The organism is Microcoleus sp. CZ3-B2 (assembly GCF_036705055.1).
Lineage (GTDB): Bacteria > Cyanobacteriota > Cyanobacteriia > Cyanobacteriales > Microcoleaceae > Microcoleus.
Map to the genome: position 1 here is coordinate 78,350 of NZ_JAUBTN010000015.1, position 18,794 is coordinate 97,143.

The following is an 18,794-nucleotide window of genomic DNA, read 5'->3' on the forward strand; positions in this document are numbered from 1 at the left end:
AACTGATTTCGACCTGATTGGCGAATTGTCTTGCGTGGAACAATTTTGAATCCAAAGTCTGAGACTGTTACCGATCTCACCAACAGCCGCCGTGCTTTTGCGACCGGATTTTCAGAAATAGTTCAACGGTCTACGGCTCTGCAAACACTCAATAAAGTACCACACTTGGCGGCGTTTGACTACTGCCTCAAGAAATAAATATAGCTTTTATAGGGGTTCTAGCGATGAGGTACTATCGGGCATCGGCCCGCGCAGGGCATTGGGAATTGGCCCGCGCAGGGAGTTGGGAATTGGGCGGAGCGAAGCGGAGGGATTGGCCCGCGCAGGGCGAGCGCGAAGCGGAGGGATTGGGCGAGCGCGAAGCGGAGGGATTGGGAATTGGGCTATCCTCACCACGCTTGAGAACCGGTATATCAACAAAATGAGAAGCCCGTCTATTTTAGATTTTAGATTGATGGATTGGGGAATTGATCGATCGATACCTCAATCTAATTGCTATAAAACAGCTTTGAGGGGGCTGCGAATAATTTTATAGGAGTCGATCGACTATCGGTTTCCGCATCGGCTCGCTCTCAGCGGACATAAAATTCTACAACATCTTTTTTAATTTTCACATCGTAATTGCCAAAGAAATCGTGACCGAGTAGACCAATTGGCATTTGTTTGGCGATCGCCACTTCGACATTTTGGATCGCAGCACCTCCAACCCGAATCGATCGCACTAAGCCGATCGGAAACTCGACAACGCTACCGTCAGCGATCCCCGCCCTGACGGTGCGTACCGGCCTCACTCCCAGTACAGCAGCCATCCGCTGAGTAATCAAAGTGCCACTGGCCCCCGTATCGACAATCATCTCAAAAGTCTTGTCACCGTTAAATACCACGTCAATCACCGGCGTTCCACCATCGCGGCGCTTGATTTTAGCTTGAAATACCTTTGGATTGGCAGATGGAGATGCCGGCGGTTGGACGCGATTTGACGGGCCTCGGCGAAACTGAGAGTACACATTGCCAGTTGTGGCGATCGAGCCTGGTGTGAAAGTGCGATCGAGCTGCTGGTAACTCCGATCCGACACCAATGCGATCGCATTGGTTTCACGCTGCGGGAGCGCCCGATCTTCTAGGTTTTTCATCAATAAACCCGGTTTCTCAAGTTTTGTTGAAAATGCCGCCGGATGTGAAGGAGAATGCAGTTCGCCACCTCCTACTAAGCCAACTGCGGTCAAAACAGCAGCAGAAACAATGCCCGATCGCCAAATCCCCTTGGAAAAAACTTTTGCCACCATAAAATGCCTTTAGTAATTTAAGTATGTCGAAAGAAGACCGCCATTGATATCCTAACCCGCTCCCGAAAACCTAGCGCCCGCTGCAACATCAGATCGTCGGGAAAACTTGGCAATTTAAAAGCGATCGCATACCATCAAACACAGGTAAACTTAAAACCGCAAATGGCAGCAAAGTCGCTAGTCATTTGGATCACTTAAAAGTCAGGCGTTTAGGGCGATCGGCAATGCGTAAACTTTTATATTTTGCAACTATAGGAATGTTGGCTTTCTGGACTGCAGGATGCGGCGGCGACGGCGGCGGCAACACTCCCAGTCCAACTCCCACTCCCGGTGCAGCATCTCCGTCACCGGCCACCAACGCTCCCGGAACTCCCGGCGCCTCCGCCAGTCCCAGTCCTGGAGCTCAGACATTTCCTTCTCCCGTAGTCGCGGCCCAGCCCCCCGGCTTGATCCGATCTACAAACCCCGACGAACGGGCCAGACAAGCTCAAGCAGACATCCAAGGCAAAAAGACAGCATCTGGAGCTATTGTAAACGGGACGGGAATTCCACAGACCACAATCCCCGGCTTAGGAAACGACCCATTCTCAGTCCTTCCTCCTCAACCGCTCAAAATAGACGGTGGCGTGGGCGGCAACGAACTTCCAACCCTGCCAGCCAGACAAGTGCCAAGTCTGCCCAAGCTGCCAGACGAGAGAAATCCGCCTCAGTGGACACCAGCACAGCGCAATAGCACACCGGGCGGCGGTGAAATTGCCCAACTTCCCCAATCTCAAACCCCCGTACAGGTGTCGAGTGTTCCCAACCTGCCGTTAACCTCCTTACCCCAATGGAGACCGCCAATTTCAGCGCGTCCCCAAGCAGCCCCCGGACGCCCCGGAGCCAGACCGGGACGCCCCGGAGCCAGACCGGCAGGCTCCCCAGGCATAGCAGGAGATCCGGCATCTATACCCGGACTGCCATCTATACCGGGCTTCCCAACAGGTAGCACCGGACGGCAGCCAGCGGGCCCCGGACGCCCCGGAACTAGACCGGCAGGCTCCCCAGACATAGCAGGAGTTCCCGCCTCATCTATACCCGGACTGCCATCTATACCGGGCTTCCCAACAGGCACTACCGGACGACCGGGAACCTCACCGGGACGACCGGGAGCCTCACCGGGACGACCGGGAACCTCACCGGGACGACCGGGAGCCTCACCGGGACGATCGCCAGCGATCGCGGCTCGCCCGCCCAGCCCTCCCACAATTCCTAACATCGCTACCAGAGAACTGCCCGGTCTGCCCCAGTTGCCAGGATTAACGCCACCGCCCTCTTGGCAAGACCCAAACCCACCACCGCCCCCACCGACTCCAGCACCCCCACCGCCTCCGCCTTCGACAGACAATGCCAGAGGAGTTGAAGTTAGTGGCGTAGTCAGAGTTGGTAATGACATACTGGTAATTGTGAAAGCACCTAACGAGCCAACCAGTCGATATATCAAAGTAGGACAGCGGATTGCCAGCGGGCAGGTGCTGATCAAACGAGTTGATTTCAAATCTGGAATCGAGCCTGTTGTGGTTTTAGAAGAAAACGGTGTAGAGGTGTCCAAAATTGTGGGAGAAAAATCTCCCCAAGTTGCCCAGAACTCTGTGAAATGAAAAATTTACCTCAATCCTTGGAACGAAAATTGAGAACATTGATGCTTCGCTCAATTCAAAAACTTGGAATCCTGATGTTGGTTAGTTCGGGGGTAGGATACCTCTCGTTGGTAGCCAGCACTCAGCCCTCATTGGCGGAGCCAGCATCAGACCAAACCCGCCCTCCCGTTTGCGAAGGCTCTCCCCCGAACGGTCAAGTCAAGTGCAACTACTCGAATGGTGACAATTATCAAGGAAATTTCGTCAGCGGCAGACCCCAGGGACAAGGAATATACGTCTACTCGAATGGCGATCGCTATGAAGGACTGTTTCGTAACGGCGTGCCCAACGGTCAAGGCGTGTTTCTGTTCGCCAGCGATGCCCGCATGGTGGGAGAGTTCCGCAACGGTCTGATCGTTAGGGGAGAAGCTATTTTTGCCAATGGCGATCGCTACCGGGGAACATTTCAAATTGTCGAACAAATTGGCGGGGGGGCCGCTAGCAGTCAGCCGCACGGCCAAGGGCAATTTATCTTTGCTAACGGCGATCGCTACGCCGGACAGTTTTTCGCAGGAAACCCGTTTGGTCGGGGAGTCTTCACCCGCACTGACGGCACCCGCTGCGACGGTCAGTTTTTTAACGAACAGCTAGACGGCAAAGGTAGTTGCAGTTTCCCAAACGGCATTCGCTACCAAGGCGAACTGCGTAAGGGACTCCCTCACGGTAGAGGAGTAATTACAGATGCTAAAGGCAGACGGTTTTCAGGAGAGTTTCGCGCAGGCAAGCGCGTTCAACCCTAAAATTTAATATCTGATATTAGTGGAGCTGTTTTGAAATGACGACAAATACTGCTTCTGCTTCCGATCGCGCTAACGAGTTTCCTTTCGACTTTGCCCCGCAGCCGACTCAAGATGCTGACTTGTTGCGGCAACTCGATTTCGTGCCCGGTTTGAAGCAAATCTTGACTGTGCGCCAAGTTCATGCTTTAGAACACGCTACCGTTTGGGTACTCAGTCAATCTGGCCCTGCGGCGGCAGCAAAAGCCGATAATCAGTTATTGGGCGGGATGTCCACAGACGAAGGATTTTATCTTTACGGTCACGTTGACATCGCACAGTTGCGCCGCGCAGTGGACGAAGCTTTGCACCGGATTGCTGGCGGAGAGTGGGATTTAGCCGTACATCCCCGCTGCGGCACCAATTTGTCCGTGGCAATGCTACTGACTGCTGGACTTGCTGTCGGTATCAATTTAGCCCTGCCGAAAGGGCCCATCCTGCAACTTTTAGGTTTGGGTGCTGCGGCTGCGGCTGCGGCTCAGTTAGCTCCTGACGCGGGTTCTCTGGCTCAGCGTTACGTCACAACTGCTATTCCGTTTAATTTGAGTGTGGTTGATATTACTGTAAGTCATGACTTCTGGGGACGCGAAGCTCATTTTGTGCGGGTGCGTTGGGTTGAATAGCTGCACAGTATCAAGCCCGATCGATCGCAGTCACGGACACAAAAAAGTGTCAACGATCGCGGACTGTGCAACCGGAATATATCTAACTCATCTGCGTGAATCTGTGTTAATCTGCCTGTATCTGCGGTCAAAAAAAGAGAATTTCTTCACCGTAGATGACAAACGATTGACGCGGATTCACGCAGATGAATAGAATAGATATCTGAATAATTCCGATGCAGCGCGGATTTAATCTAACTAATAACAATTAACTCATAACTTCTGGGTCATCGAAGCTCCTAAATGCGATCGGGATCTACTCCTAATTCTCGCAACCTCGCCGCCAATCTTTCAGCCCGTTGGCCATGCTCATCAGCCCGTTGGCGCTCCACCGCAGCTTGCTGCTCAAGTTCGTGGAACCGAGCTTGTTCTGCTTTAATCAACCCTTCAACTAATGGCGGAGACAGTATTTCATTCACTGATAATGTCAGATTGGGAAATACTACAGATACCATTTGTTGCTCCGCCCTAAAATCAGTCTGGGTATAGATGTCTTCCCCTTCAGGAAAGGCTAAGACTCGCACCAATTCTTTGTTAGGTGTAGGGTCAACAATGATATATTCGGGCACGTTAGCTAGTTCGTACTCTGCTCGTTTAATCACGTAATCGGCGCGCCGATTTTGACTCACTACCTCTATAACTAACAGGGGCTTTTCCTCAAAATCGAGGATACCTGCACCAGGCCTAGCAGCAGCTTGTTCCAAAAGACTATGAGTGCAAACAACTACATCAGGAATCCGAGAGGTATCTTCTTCTGTTCTTACTCCTAAACCTGTTTTTGCTACTAAATCAAGATTGTTTTCAGCTAGGTAACGCTGCAATTTGTAAACTAAATATTCGCAAATTTTTATATGTAAAACTGTTGCGGTTGGCATCGGAATTAATTTGCCTTTGTACAGTTCATATTGTAGATCGGAATCAGTTTGATAAAATCGGTATTCTTCAAAGGTCAAGGTGGGTGAAGTATCAATTTGCTTTGATTCAACAACTGGCACTACAGAATGAGACATATCTTTTCACCGATGTCGATATAATTCTATTATATTCAATCTGCCTCGATCTGGGTGGATTTGCGGTTAAAAATTCCCAAGAGTCGCACTCGCCACCAGAATTGTCAGAGAATAGTTGAATAGTGTAAAATCAATTTGGCGATCACCCCGATAACTCGATTTCACGCTTCAATACACCATCCGACGCCCTATGTCAATCAAAAAAATTCTTTCCATAGCCCTGTTAGTTTTCATCCCCATTTCCATCGCCGCTGAGTATTTGCACTGGGGTTCCCTGGCAGTTTTTATCACATCCGCTTTAGGTATTATACCTCTGGCGATTTGGTTGAGCACAGCAACAGAAGAAGTGGCGATCGTCACAGGGCCATCCATAGGCGGCTTATTAAATGCAGTCTTCGGCAATGCTACGGAATTAATTATTGCCATAGTTGCCCTGAAAGCAGGCTTGATTGACATTGTAAAAGCCAGCATCACCGGCACAATTATCAGCAACTTGCTATTAGTTATGGGATTGTCCATGCTGCTAGGAGGACTCAAGTACAAAGAACAAGAATTTAAGCCAGTCATCGCGCGGGTGAACGGTTCCACAATGACTTTAGCGGTGATTGCAATTCTGCTGCCGGCGATGGTGATTTACACCTCAAACGGAGTGGAACCAGCAGCCATTCAGAATCTTTCGTTAATAACTGCGATCGTCCTAATTGCAGTTTACGGTCTAACTCTGCTATTTTCCTTAAAAACTCACAGCTATCTTTACGAAGTCAGCTTACTAGAACTAGAGTCAGAAAATACTCAAAATACCGATGAAACTACAGCGCACAAACCGAATTTGTGGCTGTGGGTAGGGGTGTTAGTTGCCTCAACTGTTGCCGTTGCTTTTGAATCAGAAATTTTCGTGGGCGTTGTCGAAGAAACTACTAAAGGATTGGGATTAACACCGCTGTTTACAGGAGTTATTCTGTTGCCGATTGTGGGCGGCGCGGCCGAATATGTAACTGCGGTGGGAGTTGCGATGAAAAACAATATGGATTTGTCAGTTTCTGTCGCGATGGGTTCGAGTTTGCTAGTGGCTTTGCTGGTAGCGCCGATATTGGTGATTATTGGATTAGTGATTCATCAGCCGATGGATTTAAACTTTAGTCCGTTTGAAGTAGTCGCAGTTGCGATCGCGGTGACAATCGCTAATCTAATCAGTCTCGACGGGCGCTCTAATTGGCTGGAAGGAGTGCTGCTTTTAGCAACATATATTGTGTTAGCATCGGCATTTTACTTTCACCCCATTACTTGAATCAATCATTGCTGGCAGATAGGACGGCGAATATAATTCGCGCCTATACAAAACCTGCCGGCGCAGGTTGAATCAATAATTGTCGTCCGATCTTGAAGATGCGACTAAATCCTTTTAAAATGCGACTAAATCGCGCCATTTGTCCGCTGTCTTTCTTCCGACTCCCTGCAACCTTTCGACATCCTCCCAAGACTCGAAAGGCTGTTTTTCTCGCGCTGCAATAATTTTTTCCGCTAACTTCGGGCCTACTCCCGGTAAGGTTTCTAATTCTTGTTTAGTGGCTGCATTCAAATTAACTAACTTTTTTCCTGCAATTTGAGGTTTAGCATTCGCAGATTTTGAGGCTGCTTGTAGTGAATCGCATTCTTGTTTCTTAGCGTCGATTTTCTTTTTGATGCGGTGGGGAATTCCCAAGATTGCACCTTTGTAAAGCCGATCGAACTCCCGCTCAAAATGGGCGGCAACTATCGGACTCTCGATCGCCAGCAGCGTCTCATCATTCCCGTGATTTGCAGCCTCACTCCAGTTGTGAGAACCTGTAAGCACCGTATTTCCGTCGATAACGCCGAACTTGTGGTGCAGGCGATCGCCCATTGGTAACAGCGGCACCCCCACCGTAGTCAGCGGCTTTCTCCACGGGCGATTGTCCGCTTCCCAGCGGCAATCTTGCATCAAAGTCGCCCCCATCATGTCTAAACCTTCGCTGTAAGGGCGATAAATGAAATTTGAGTCAATCAAACCTCGCACCGCAACACCCCGCCTAGCGGTAATTTCCAGAGTATTTGACAACCGCTGAGCCGAAAATACAAACAGTGCCAAATCCACCGACTTTTTCGCACTGCCCAATTTTTTGTTAATCAAACTATTGACGCTGTTTTCCCAAGGCAAAGTCGTAGTTGTCGGCGAGAATTGCACCGCAACAGTGGCATTTCCTACTATTACTTTTTGGACAGAGCGAAACGGTTTTTTGATGCCAAATTTGCTGTCCGGTTTACCTCCCGGCCCGTCGCCCCACATGATGTTAAATTCTTGAGTAAATATTTTTGCTAATTCAGGGCTGGCAATTTTTAATAAATTGTTGGCATTGCCGCGACTTGCTGCTGTTTTGAAATCGCCGTGGATATCGCTGGTTGTAAAATTAGCAGAAGTTACGATTACTGTTTTGTTATCAATGACTACAAATTTGTGGTGCATCAAACCGCTGCCTTTACTGCCGTCAGCAGTATCGTCAATGACAGGAATTCCCGCATTTTTGACAATTACTAAAGCATCGTTTTGTTTGATTTCTTCCGGGCTTAATTTGCCGTCTTTATTGGTATCGGCAAGTTGGACGAATTCGTTGTAACGATCGCGATCTCGTTCGGGTAATTTCGCTAACTCTAGGGTTGTATAATCGCTCCAAGGGCGTGTATACAGATGTTCGACTATTAATCTGACTTTAATGCCCGATCGCGCGCGATCGGCCATTTGTCGCGCAATACCGGGCAAGCGAAACTCTTGAACCGCTACATCTACTGTCGATCCAGCACTGGCTACTGCCTCGGCGACCAACTTTTCTAAATCATCCCCAGGTCTAGTTTGCGCGCGATAAGGCTCTGTATAATTAGAAGTGAGGGACTGATTGAAGTATACTTGCAACAAGGCGTCTTGAGGCAGCGGAGGCAGACTCGGAGGCAAATTCTGCACCTTTTGCTTTGCTTGTCCGCAACCCGCCAGAGCGATCGCCAGCAGTCCAGCACAACACAAACCGAGTAAATTATCATAAAGTACAGTCACAAAATTTAAAAAATTATTGAGGTTAAGATGTTGTGCAAATAAACATTGTATATTTTGACGATCATAAAAAATCGTCAAATCCTCTCCCCCTCTCCCCCTCTCCCCCTCCATCGCCATACACAATCTATATGAGCAACAGCTTATAGGCTTACCCACAATTCAAACATATTCGATAAAGTCAACTTAGAACCTATAAATTTTATGAAAGGGAATAGATTTTACGTCTTGTAGAACTGCCTCGATGCCGGAAGCATCACTGGTAGGGTAGCAGCATTCAGGGGCGTGGGTCAAACCCGATACTGCTGCTTTATGGCTAAAAGAAAAACAATTTTTGATTGCGGTCACAAAGGATATGGTAAAGCGTGCCATCGCTGCACGCAAGAGTTGGCAGCGCAGCAGCAATATGTTGAAATGCTGGCAGAAAAACAAACTAAAAAACAAGAGAGGGAAGCATCATTTGCTAAAGATGCGATCGATCTCAGAGGTCTACCCGACCACGTAGTTACTAAAGCTCGCGCAATTATAGCAGCTTTGGGGGAAAATAAGAATTACAGAGATTTCGGTGGCAAACGCCTGCGTCACAACCGATGGATTGTGAGCATTCCTGTAACACGCAACTACAGAATGCTTTGTGAAGATTGCGGCACTTTCTTAATTCCCCAAAAAGTTTTGTCCCACGAAGACTACAACGTTTGCAAACCAGGAAGTTAGTTAGTTGTTATTGGTTATTGGTTATTGGTTATTGGTTATTGGTTAGTTGTTATTGGTTAGTTGTTATTGGTTAGTTGTTATTGGTTAGTTGTTATTGGTTAGTTGTTATTGGTTGTGCTTTTTTTGGGGGAGATGTTATAATTGTTCAATGTTCAACTTGTAAATGTATGGTTAGGTTTCAAGAGTTGCAGGTTTATCAATTAGCAGAGCAAATTTCTAATGAAGTTTGGTTGATTGTTCAATCCTGGGATTTCTTTGCTAAAAATACAGTGGGGCAACAATTGGTTAGGTCAGTCGATAGTATTGGTGCTAATATTGCCGAGGGGAATGGGCGGTATAACTACAATGATAATCAACGTTTTATCAAAATAGCCAGGGGGTCACTGCATGAAACAAGACACTGGTTAAGATTAGCTTGTGCCCGACCTGCTAACCACGGAGCAAATCGAGCGCCTAAAACCTTTAATAGACGAACTATCTCCTAAACTCAACGCTTACCTAAACTCAATTCAAAGCAAAGCAAATACTCAAGCGTTGAAAATCAAGAAAATACCCAAAAGCAAACTACCCACAGACTCTTGACAACTAACAAATAACCAATAACAAATAACAAATAACAACTAACAACTAACCAATAACAACTAACAACTAACAACCAACAACTAACTCATTAAAACCATGCAAATTTACCTCGACTATAGCGCTACAACCCCAACACGCCCAGAAGCAATTGAAGCCATGCAAAAAGCCCTCACTCAGCAGTGGGGAAATCCTTCTAGCTTGCACGAATGGGGACAAAGAGCGGCCACTACTTTAGAATTAGCTAGAATGCAGGTTGCTAGCCTAATTAACGCACTACCGGAATCGATAATTTTTACCAGCGGGGGAACTGAAGCGGACAATTTGGCAATTATGGGAATTGCCCGTCTTTATACAAAGCCGCAGCATATCATTATTTCCAGCGTAGAACATTCCGCAGTCGCAGAACCGGCGCGACAACTCGAACAGTGGGGATGGGAAGTAACGCGATTACCGGTGGATAAATTGGGGCGAGTTCACCCCTTGGATTTGCAAGAAGCATTGCGATCGAATACAGTGTTAATTTCGATTGTTTACGGGCAAAGTGAAGTTGGCACGCTGCAACCAATTGAAGCATTATCACAAATTGCCCGATCGCGCAATATCATATTTCATACCGATGCAGTTCAAGTAGCCGGGAAACTGCCAATAGACGTGCAGAAATTCCCCGTAGACTTGCTTTCGCTTTCGAGTCACAAACTTTACGGGCCGCAAGGTGCAGGCGCGCTTTACGTGCGTCCGGGACTGGAATTAGCGCCAATGTTGGGGGGGGGCGGACAAGAGTTGAAACTGCGTTCAGGGACGCAAGCGCTGCCCGCAATCGTGGGTTTTGGAGTGGCGGCGGAGTTGGCTTTGCAGGAAATAGATACAGAAACAGCGAGATTGATTGAATTGCGCGATCGACTTTTTGACAAATTAGCCCACATATCCAGTTTAGTACCAACGGGCGATCGATATTGCCGACTGCCGCACCACACCAGTTTTTGCATTGTCTCCCCCCAATGTAGCCCTTACCAAGGGATAGATACAGGGCGAATCACAGGCAAAACTCTCGTGAGACAGCTAAACTTAGCAGGAATTGGCATAAGTTCCGGTTCCGCTTGCAACAGCGGCAAACTAACAGCAAGCCCAGTTTTGTTAGCAATGGGATATAGCGAAAATGATGCTGTTTGTGGAATTCGCTTGACACTCGGACACCAAACAACCGAAGCTGATATTGATTGGACAGTAATTGCGATCGGGCAAATATTAGATAGATTGATGCCCAAAGTAGCATTGTGCAGGCATTAGAAACAATCTCAGAAACCGGGTTTTTTCCACTATCTTCGCATCACATCGAATATCTTCGCAAAAACCCGGTTTCTCGCTACCCACGCACAATCTCAGAAACCGGGTTTTTTCCAATATCTTCGCATCACATCGAATATCTTCGCAAAAACCCGGTTTCTCGCTACCCACGCACAACCATGATAAAATAAATCCTGATATTATTCACAACTCCCCACAATGGAAGAAAAGCGCGCCCAAGCCTACCTAGAACTAATTCATACCCTGCTGAATTGCCCCAGCGGATCGGAACCGCAGATATTGCAAGATAATATAGAATTGTTGGATGTCGAATTTCTGGAAACTTGCGAGTTGGTAGCAGAAAAGATGGCACAGCAAGGAGGAGAAAACGGCGCTAGCTTCCTGCGAAATCTGATTAGTCAGCTATTACAATTAATCGATATCAACGATGGCGATAACTCCGAAGGTGAAAATCCCCAAGAGTATGCAAACTTTATCCTAGAATTATTGCAAGCAGAAGATGCTAGCACTAGCACTGCAGCAGCAATTCACCCCATGCTAGCTGAAAGACAACATCTCCTCAATGACAGTTTTCCTGGGATTTTAGAGCAAGTATTGCAGAGGTTAATTGCTGGCGAAAATGCCCAAACCATTGACTCAATGGTCAGCCTCGTGGAAGACTTGGCCATTAATATTAGCAATTTTTCGGGTGGGAATAGAGCGAATAATATTGAAATTGCCATTGCTGCTTATCAGATTGTTTTGAATAATCGGCAACCCGGAAGCCAAAAGTTTGCTCAAACTCAAAACAATTTAGCTGCTGCCTATATTAGCAGAATAAAGGGTTCGCGGGCGGAAAATGTGGAAATGGCGATCGCCCTTTATGGTGCTGCTTTAACAGTCTACACCCTTGAGGCTTTCCCGGAAGATTGGGGAATGGCTCAAAATAACCTAGCTGCTGCTTACGCCAACAGAATCAACGGTTCGCGGGCGGAAAATATCGATCGCGCGATCGCATTTTTTGAGGCTGCTTTAACTGTTCGTACCCCCGAACAGTTTCCTGAAGATTGGGCAATGATTCAATATAACCTAGGTAATGCCCATAATGACAGAATCAACGGTTCGCGGGATGAAAATCTTTCCAAAGCGCGATCGTTTTATGAGGCAGCTTTAACAGTATATACCCGTGAGGATTTCCCTGAATATTGGGCAATGATTCAAAAGAAGCTGGCTAATACCTAATGTGAGGCTGCCTTAACAATCTCAGAAACCGGGTTTTTTCCGATATCTTCGCATCTCATCGAATATCTTCGCAAAAACCCGGTTTCTCCCTAGGACGCACAACCACGATCAAATAAAAGCTGGTGTTATTCAGAACTCCCCACAATGGAAGAAAACCGCGATCGACTTCAATCCGAAGGTGCATATTCCCAAGAGTATGCAAACTTTATCCTATAATTATTACAAGCAGAACAAGATAGCAATAGCTATATTAAAGTAATTTATCCGATGCTGGCCGGGCGGCAACATCTCCTCAATGCCCGTTTTGCCGAGACTTTACAACAAGTAGCCCAGAGGTTAATTGCCGGCGAAAATTCAGAAGCAATTGAGTCAATTGTCGCCATCATTGAAAAATTAAGTGCTCATATTCATCAATTTACCCTTGGCAGTATAGCGAATAATATTGAAATTGCAATTACTGGTTTTCAAATAGTTTTAAATAATCGGCAACCGGGAAGCAAAGAGTTTGCTGGAACTCAAAATAACCTAGCTATTGCTTACAAAAACAGAATCCAAGATTCGCGGGCCGAAAATCTGGAACGGGCGATCGCCTTTTATGACGCTGCTTTAACTGTTCGTACCCTTGAGGATTTCCCGACCGATAATGTAGAAACATTAAATAACCTGGGCTGGGCTGATCTGGCAAAACTAGACCACATCAACCAACAAAAACCCGTAGACACAAACCAAAAAGCAGCAACTCTCCAAAGTGCCTACGATACCTTTAAAACTGCCATAATCGGAGCTACCCAACTGCGGAAGTTGGAATCGCAAAATGAAAGCAAGCAAAAACATGATTTGCAGTGGGACAGACTCTACAAAGGCATGGTGCAAGTATGTCTCGATCGCCAAAGCAATCAAGAAGCACTCTTATATGTCGAAGCCAACAAAGCCCGCAACCTTGCCGAATTAATCGCCCAAAAACAGGAAATTCCCACAACCCTAGCACCCATCACCTTCACCGAAATTACCCAACTCCTCACCCCAGACACCGCCCTAATAGAGTGGTACATCACCGACGCTGAAATCATCACCTTTGTAGTCACTTATCCCGACGTGCTGACAGTGCATCGCCATCGTCAACAGGATGAATTAACCGACTTAGTTAATGAGGGGTTGCTTAATCAGGGTATGAAAAAAATAAGTTGAAAATTCAGAAATTTTGTGGATTCTGGTTTCTATGACTTGCATATTTAGCCTTTCATACCGTAAATCAGCAACGCCGTTAATGAATAGCGGGAATCCTAAAAAACCAGCAAAACCGACTGGCCAAAACAACTTGCTACCTATCTCCAGCGCCTCGTCGCAGCAATTATGATTTACTTAAGAAACTCTATGCAGAAATTGAGGTGACAATCGCTAGCTTAGAAACAAAAATCGCTGACTTTGAATCGAGCAATGATGTTGATTCCCAGGAAAATGTCGCTCTAGATAAGTGTTTAACCTATCTCAAAATCAAACTAAAAGAGTTACTTGGAGAAAGTTTGAATTATGAAAGAGCGTTAGAAGATCTCGAAGCTTTTAATAATACGATTAATCTTCATGTTTACCATTATCAGGAAAAGCTGTCTGAGATTTCTTATAAATGGCAATTTTCAACGGATAAATTGAGCGCATTTAATTTTTTTATTGAGAGAAGTTGTCCGTATTTTTAACGACAAATTCAGGGGATTTAGGCTATTTTAAACATGGTACTGATTTGATTAAGATTGCGGTGGATTTGGTAGCGGGGATTGTGGATATAGAACAAGCAGAAATCGATCGCTCTTTAGAGAGAACTATTCAAATATGGGGTACTGGATTAGGGGCTGGAGGCCTTGTGGTGTCTGCGGTTTCAGGTTATATCGAGACACCGGTAGTGTTCAGAATACCTCAAAAAGGGGATGTGCTTCATCCGGCTGTAGCTAGTCTGTTGTTGAGTCTCTTGGTTGTAATTCTGGTTTCTGGATTGATGGGCTGGATTAATGGTGCGTGGAAGATTAATCAGTTGAGATGGTTGCGGCGCAAGTCTCAACCTCCGAGATTGCCCGATTCCCAACGTCCACCAGTTAATGATATTTTACAGGAAGCGGCCCAAGTGCGGGAGACTTCTGAACAATAAGGCCAAAGAAACCGGGTTTTTACCGAATCTTTGCGCCACAATTAATGATTTTTCCCAAAAACCCGGTTTCTGACTCCGCCGGCTAAGAGATAATTTAAAAGTGTTGAAATCCTCGATCGATCTTTAAGCCAACATCAGGACAAATACCGCTGCTATCACTCAACAAAATATCGTTGCTTTCGGTAGTGATTCCCACGATCGCAGCACCATCACCAATTCGATCGACCAATAGCTTAGCATGGGCGATCGGCAAAAACAACACTAACTCAAAATCTTCGCCGCCGTACAACGCCCAATCTAAAGCTGTTTCGGTTGATACGATTTCCCTTAAAATAGGAGGAATTGGTATTTGGGCGCGATCGACTTTTGCACCCACACCGCTAGCCCGACAAACTTGCACAATCGCATCTGCTAAACCATCGCTGCTATCCATTCCGGCGATGGAAAATTCACCCGCAGCATCTAAAATTTCCCAAACAACCGGCAAAACATCCAGCCGCGGTTTAGGCCGCTGATGAGCGAGAATTAGAGAAGTTCGATCGCCCTTTTCCAGATTGAGCCCAAATTCTGGATTTAACAACAATTCTAATCCCGCGCGGGAGGCTCCGTGCACGCCAGTCGCCACAATCGCCCAATTCGATCGCGCATTTGACCGACAGATGGTACGATCGCACTCAACTTGTCCAAAAGCCGTAATCGCAACTGTCACCACGGGCGATCGCACCACATCCCCACCCACGATCGGCGTATGATAAACTTCCAAACAAGCCGTCATCCCCCGATAAAACTCTTCCACCCAATCCACAGCCGTATCCGCACTCACAGCCAGGGCTACCGTCACCGCCACAGGGGTTGCTCCCATTGCCGCGAGATCCGACAAATTTGCCGCTGCGGCGCGCCAGCCTGCGTAATAAGGGCCTGTGGTGCGATCGCTAAAATGCACTCGATCTACCAACATATCAGTAGTAATAACTAAAGAGCGATCGGCTGGAACGGCAATGACTGCTGCATCATCTCCCACAATTTCCGCAGCGCAAAATCTCTGCAAAATTGTTAAAAGTCCCTGTTCTCCAATCTCCTTAATTTTCATACCTTCTTTCTCCTGCCTTCTTCCTGACAACCAATAACCCACAACCAATAACTACTAACCAATAACCAATAACCAATAACTAATAACCAATAACCAATAACCAATAACTACTAACCAATAACTACTGACTACTGACTACTGACTACTGACTACTGACTTCCCAATTACCATTCCTTGCCAGAAATCGGCGGCAAGCGCAACCTAGGAAATCGATAAAAAGTATCTCCTTCATCATCCACCTCTAAAATCGCAGAAAAAATCTTCACTTGCCGGTTTAAATACTCCTGAGCAACTTCAGCCTCCACCCTAGCGCTGGCGGCCAACTGAATCAGCGACATCTGACTGTTTTGATTTTCCAACAACTGATAAAATGCCTCATCTAACTGTCGCTTTTGCTTGCTTTCATTCAGATTATTGACAATCAACAAGCCCGCGAATCCGCCCAAACCAATTACCAATAAAAATTCTAAAATTGCCATAAAATCGATTGCATTGCGAGTTTGAATAACGCTGAATAAACCTAAATGAAATAATGATGTTAATTCACCTTCTACTTATCTAATAAAATTTTGCAGCCTGCGGAGGCAGGCTTTGTTTTTGTAGAAGTGATGTGAACTACCAGACGCTGACCACTTAATTGGTACAGCGCCAGCTTCCTGATTCAACGGGGCGGGGCGTCCAACAAAACCGAAGTTTTACTCTTGTCCACTTACATCCCCTCTACAGGCAGAAGCGCTAGTTCCTAACGCCAAAATCCGCAAGGCTTGATTCCTAATGTTGATGGCGGCGTTGACATCGCGATCGTGGTGATGACCACAATGCTGACAACTCCATGCTCTAATATCAAGAGTGAGATGATCGACGCGATTTAGGCATATATGGCAAGTCTTAGAGCTAGGAAACCATCTATCGATTTCGACATATCGTTTTCCTTCACTCTCGGACTTGTACTTAAGCATCGTACAGAACATACCCCAACCAACATCGCTAATAGCTTTGGCTAAATTATGATTCTTTACCATGCCTTTAATATTGAGATTTTCCACTGCAATAACTTGGTTTTCGTCAACTATCTTGCGGGATAGCTTGTGCAGAAAATCTTCGCGACACCGGGCTATTTTGGAGTGGACTTTTGCCACCGCCAGTTTTGCCTTTTTCCTGTTTTGACTGTTTTTAGTTTTGCTAGCAAGCTTTTGCTGCTTGCGTTTCAAGTTTCGTTGACCCTTGACAAAGTGTTTGGGATTGCCAAACTTAGAACCATCACTGGCGATCGCAAAATGAGTTAACCCTACATCGATGCCAATAGCTTGATCCGCTGGAACGAATTCAGGTTTTTCTTTCCCATCCGAGATCAAAACAGAAACAAAATGTTTACCGTCCCGGTTCCGAGACACGGTAACAGTCTTAATGTTTCCCTCAAAGTCACGATGTCGCCGACAGAAAACTAAACCAATCTTAGGTAGATGGATATAGTCACCGTCAAATTTAACATTTTGAGGATAACTAATCGACTGCCTACCGTGCTTGGCTTTGAATTTGGGCGGCATCGCCCTCTTGTCAAAGAAGTTTTTATAGGCAGTAGATAAATTGAGGGCAACCACCTGCAAACATTGAGAATAAGGCTCTTTTAACCATTCGTATTCTTTTTTAAGTGCAGGGAGTAAGCCTTGTATATACCCTCTAGTTAATCCCTTGCCAGTATTCTTGTAAGTTTCTTGACATAGATTTAAAGCGTAGTTCCAGAACCATCTCGCGCAGCCAAAAGACTTTGCGAGCAAGACTTCTTGTCCACCTGTGGGATAAATTCTGTACTTGTAGGCTTTATACATTTATCAAGATTGCCGAATACAGATAAAAACATCATAGCTCACAAAAACAAAATTGATTCGCGGTTGCTCAATTTATTTTCACCGCGAGTTTTCATCCTGGCGCTCACCTTCGGTAGAGCGCGGGACTTCCCATTCGCATTAGTTAAATCACCGTCTTAATTGATTATTGCAGCCCGCAGAAGCGGGCTTTGTTTGTGCGATCGCGTTGCTAGCGATTTAAATCGCCGTCTGTGTTTGCCTGTCGCTCAAACTTGAGGTTGAACTAAATTTTCCTTACCTTTAATCACCTTAGCAGATACAATCTTGTCTCCCTGCTTCAGTTGCTCCAAAACCTCTTTTCCTTCAGTCACGTAACCAAAAACAGCATATCTACCGTCCAACAGATTCAAACCAGCGGGCGTAAGTTCAGGTTCAAACAAGAAAAAGAAAAATTGAGAAGAACCGCTGTCGGGATCGGCTTCTTCCCTAGCCATCGCCACAGTACCGAAAGCCGAAAAAGGCAAAACCGGTTCGTCGCGATAGCGCCCCGCATCTTCTAGAGTAATCCCGTAAACAGGTTCTTTTTCGTCCCTAACGAGCACTTCTAGCGGAATATTCCGATATTTGCCAGTAGCTGGGTCAATAAAACCCACTTCCTTGCCTTCAGGGTCTCCCGTTTGCAAAACATAGGATTCTTCCGAGCGAATAAACGGCAAACCGTCATAAAAACCTCGATCGACCAAATCCACAAAATTACCAGCAGTCACCGGCGCGCTGTAACCGTCAACCACAAGAGTCATTTTTCCCTTTTGAGTTTCCACAGCCACAGTAGCGCGCCCTTTCAGTTGAGGCAGATTAGCATACTTTGCCGGTACTTCAAACGGAAACTCTGTCACCATCAACTCTTGGATTTCGCCTACCGAACCGAGGATTGTGGCTTTCAAATCAATCACTTTTTCCCTGTCTTTAGCCTCAACAGCCTTTTCCAGTTGGGCAACTCCCTCCTTGACTCGCACGACTAGCGCCTCAGCTTCCGGCTTTTGCGCCTCGGGAATACTCGCTAAAAGATCTGACTCCCGCAGGTTGAGAATCCTTGAAGCCTTGCTGACATCGCTGCTAATGGGCCCCCAACGCTTAGAACGTATGTGGTTGCCAATGTCTTCGAGACTGATTTGCAATTCTCGCACAGTCTGATTGTCAATCGGTAAAGCTAAGCGCAGCAGCGCCCGGCCGTCGGTAATCGCATTCCCCGCAGGCATACTGCTGGAGCGTTTGGCATGGGATACTTCACTGAAACTCAGGGAGAGTGAGAACAGCAGGAGTGCTAAAGCGACGGTTTTGACCAAGCGCTTGCACCTATCGATCGAGAAATTCTGCAAATGCAACATAACTTTAACTTTTATTGCCTCTTTTATCTTCCCACAGCGCTGCCCGCCTTCTAACCGTTACATCCGTTCCCA

Annotated in this window: 19 protein-coding genes; 12 read left to right on the forward strand and 7 right to left on the reverse strand. The window is 46.6% G+C overall.

Features of this window, described 5'->3' with window-relative positions:
- Positions 1-224: 224 nt before the first annotated feature.
- Positions 225-425 carry a hypothetical protein gene (locus QUA97_RS09510; protein WP_194065721.1) on the forward strand — a complete coding sequence of 67 codons (201 nt, stop codon included), beginning with the start codon at positions 225-227 and terminating at the stop codon, positions 423-425.
- Positions 426-572: 147 nt separating this feature from the next.
- Here QUA97_RS09510 and QUA97_RS09515 read toward each other — a convergent pair whose 3' ends face one another.
- Positions 573-1,286: a retropepsin-like aspartic protease family protein gene (locus tag QUA97_RS09515; protein WP_333194474.1), complete on the reverse strand. Its 714-nt coding sequence runs from the start codon at positions 1,284-1,286 to the stop codon at positions 573-575.
- A 224-nt stretch (positions 1,287-1,510) separates the two neighbouring features.
- Between QUA97_RS09515 and QUA97_RS09520 the strand changes: the two genes are divergently transcribed.
- From QUA97_RS09520 to QUA97_RS09530, 3 genes are read left to right on the forward strand one after another with little or no spacing between them, the layout of a single operon-like run.
- Complete coding sequence (locus QUA97_RS09520) at positions 1,511-2,926, forward strand: hypothetical protein (protein WP_194065720.1); 1,416 nt, start codon at positions 1,511-1,513, stop codon at positions 2,924-2,926.
- Entirely contained in the window at positions 2,923-3,705 is a 783-nt protein-coding gene (locus QUA97_RS09525; RefSeq protein WP_370588902.1) for an MORN repeat-containing protein, read from the forward strand. Before QUA97_RS09520 ends, QUA97_RS09525 begins: the two co-directional genes overlap by 4 nt.
- A gap of 35 nt (positions 3,706-3,740) precedes the next feature.
- The gene (locus QUA97_RS09530; protein WP_194065719.1) at positions 3,741-4,364 is read left to right on the forward strand and encodes a DUF6391 domain-containing protein; all 624 of its coding nucleotides are present in this window, start codon (positions 3,741-3,743) and stop codon (positions 4,362-4,364) included.
- A gap of 278 nt (positions 4,365-4,642) precedes the next feature.
- On the opposite strand, the gene QUA97_RS09535 is transcribed toward QUA97_RS09530, so the two are convergent.
- Positions 4,643-5,413: a Uma2 family endonuclease gene (locus tag QUA97_RS09535; protein ID WP_333194475.1), complete on the reverse strand. Its 771-nt coding sequence runs from the start codon at positions 5,411-5,413 to the stop codon at positions 4,643-4,645.
- A gap of 190 nt (positions 5,414-5,603) precedes the next feature.
- Here QUA97_RS09535 and cax point away from each other — a divergent pair, with 190 nt between their 5' ends.
- Positions 5,604-6,701, forward strand: a complete 1,098-nt coding sequence (cax, locus tag QUA97_RS09540) for a calcium/proton exchanger (RefSeq protein ID WP_333194476.1) — start codon at positions 5,604-5,606, stop codon at positions 6,699-6,701.
- A gap of 114 nt (positions 6,702-6,815) precedes the next feature.
- On the opposite strand, the gene QUA97_RS09545 is transcribed toward cax, so the two are convergent.
- Positions 6,816-8,477, reverse strand: coding sequence for a DUF655 domain-containing protein (locus QUA97_RS09545; RefSeq protein ID WP_333194477.1), 1,662 nt, complete (start codon positions 8,475-8,477; stop codon positions 6,816-6,818).
- Between the two features lie 309 nt (positions 8,478-8,786).
- Between QUA97_RS09545 and QUA97_RS09550 the strand changes: the two genes are divergently transcribed.
- The 7 genes from QUA97_RS09550 (at position 8,787) to QUA97_RS09580 (ending at position 14,436) form a co-directional block, all read left to right on the forward strand.
- Positions 8,787-9,188 (forward strand): DUF7682 family zinc-binding protein, encoded by a 402-nt coding sequence (locus QUA97_RS09550; RefSeq protein ID WP_194069079.1) that lies wholly within the window; start codon positions 8,787-8,789, stop codon positions 9,186-9,188.
- 167 nt (positions 9,189-9,355) lie between these two features.
- Positions 9,356-9,673 (forward strand): four helix bundle protein, encoded by a 318-nt coding sequence (locus tag QUA97_RS09555; protein ID WP_333194478.1) that lies wholly within the window; start codon positions 9,356-9,358, stop codon positions 9,671-9,673.
- A 193-nt stretch (positions 9,674-9,866) separates the two neighbouring features.
- Positions 9,867-11,057, forward strand: coding sequence for a cysteine desulfurase family protein (locus tag QUA97_RS09560; RefSeq protein ID WP_333194479.1), 1,191 nt, complete (start codon positions 9,867-9,869; stop codon positions 11,055-11,057).
- A gap of 216 nt (positions 11,058-11,273) precedes the next feature.
- Positions 11,274-12,296 (forward strand): hypothetical protein, encoded by a 1,023-nt coding sequence (locus QUA97_RS09565; RefSeq protein WP_333194480.1) that lies wholly within the window; start codon positions 11,274-11,276, stop codon positions 12,294-12,296.
- 267 nt (positions 12,297-12,563) lie between these two features.
- A complete protein-coding gene (locus tag QUA97_RS09570) occupies positions 12,564-13,484 on the forward strand; it encodes a hypothetical protein (protein ID WP_333194481.1) in 921 nt (306 codons plus the stop codon).
- Positions 13,485-13,684: 200 nt separating this feature from the next.
- Positions 13,685-13,990 carry a hypothetical protein gene (locus QUA97_RS09575; RefSeq protein WP_333194482.1) on the forward strand — a complete coding sequence of 102 codons (306 nt, stop codon included), beginning with the start codon at positions 13,685-13,687 and terminating at the stop codon, positions 13,988-13,990.
- Positions 13,975-14,436 (forward strand): hypothetical protein, encoded by a 462-nt coding sequence (locus tag QUA97_RS09580; protein WP_333194483.1) that lies wholly within the window; start codon positions 13,975-13,977, stop codon positions 14,434-14,436. Before QUA97_RS09575 ends, QUA97_RS09580 begins: the two co-directional genes overlap by 16 nt.
- A 94-nt stretch (positions 14,437-14,530) precedes the next feature.
- On the opposite strand, the gene thiL is transcribed toward QUA97_RS09580, so the two are convergent.
- From thiL to QUA97_RS09600, 4 genes are all read right to left on the reverse strand, one after another.
- Positions 14,531-15,526 (reverse strand): thiamine-phosphate kinase, encoded by a 996-nt coding sequence (thiL, locus tag QUA97_RS09585; protein ID WP_333194484.1) that lies wholly within the window; start codon positions 15,524-15,526, stop codon positions 14,531-14,533.
- A gap of 164 nt (positions 15,527-15,690) precedes the next feature.
- Positions 15,691-16,005: a hypothetical protein gene (locus QUA97_RS09590; RefSeq protein ID WP_194069063.1), complete on the reverse strand. Its 315-nt coding sequence runs from the start codon at positions 16,003-16,005 to the stop codon at positions 15,691-15,693.
- A 216-nt stretch (positions 16,006-16,221) separates the two neighbouring features.
- Positions 16,222-17,355 (reverse strand): RNA-guided endonuclease InsQ/TnpB family protein, encoded by a 1,134-nt coding sequence (locus QUA97_RS09595; RefSeq protein WP_333194485.1) that lies wholly within the window; start codon positions 17,353-17,355, stop codon positions 16,222-16,224.
- A gap of 245 nt (positions 17,356-17,600) precedes the next feature.
- Positions 17,601-18,722, reverse strand: coding sequence for a peptidylprolyl isomerase (locus QUA97_RS09600; protein WP_194069061.1), 1,122 nt, complete (start codon positions 18,720-18,722; stop codon positions 17,601-17,603).
- Positions 18,723-18,794 lie beyond the last annotated feature (72 nt).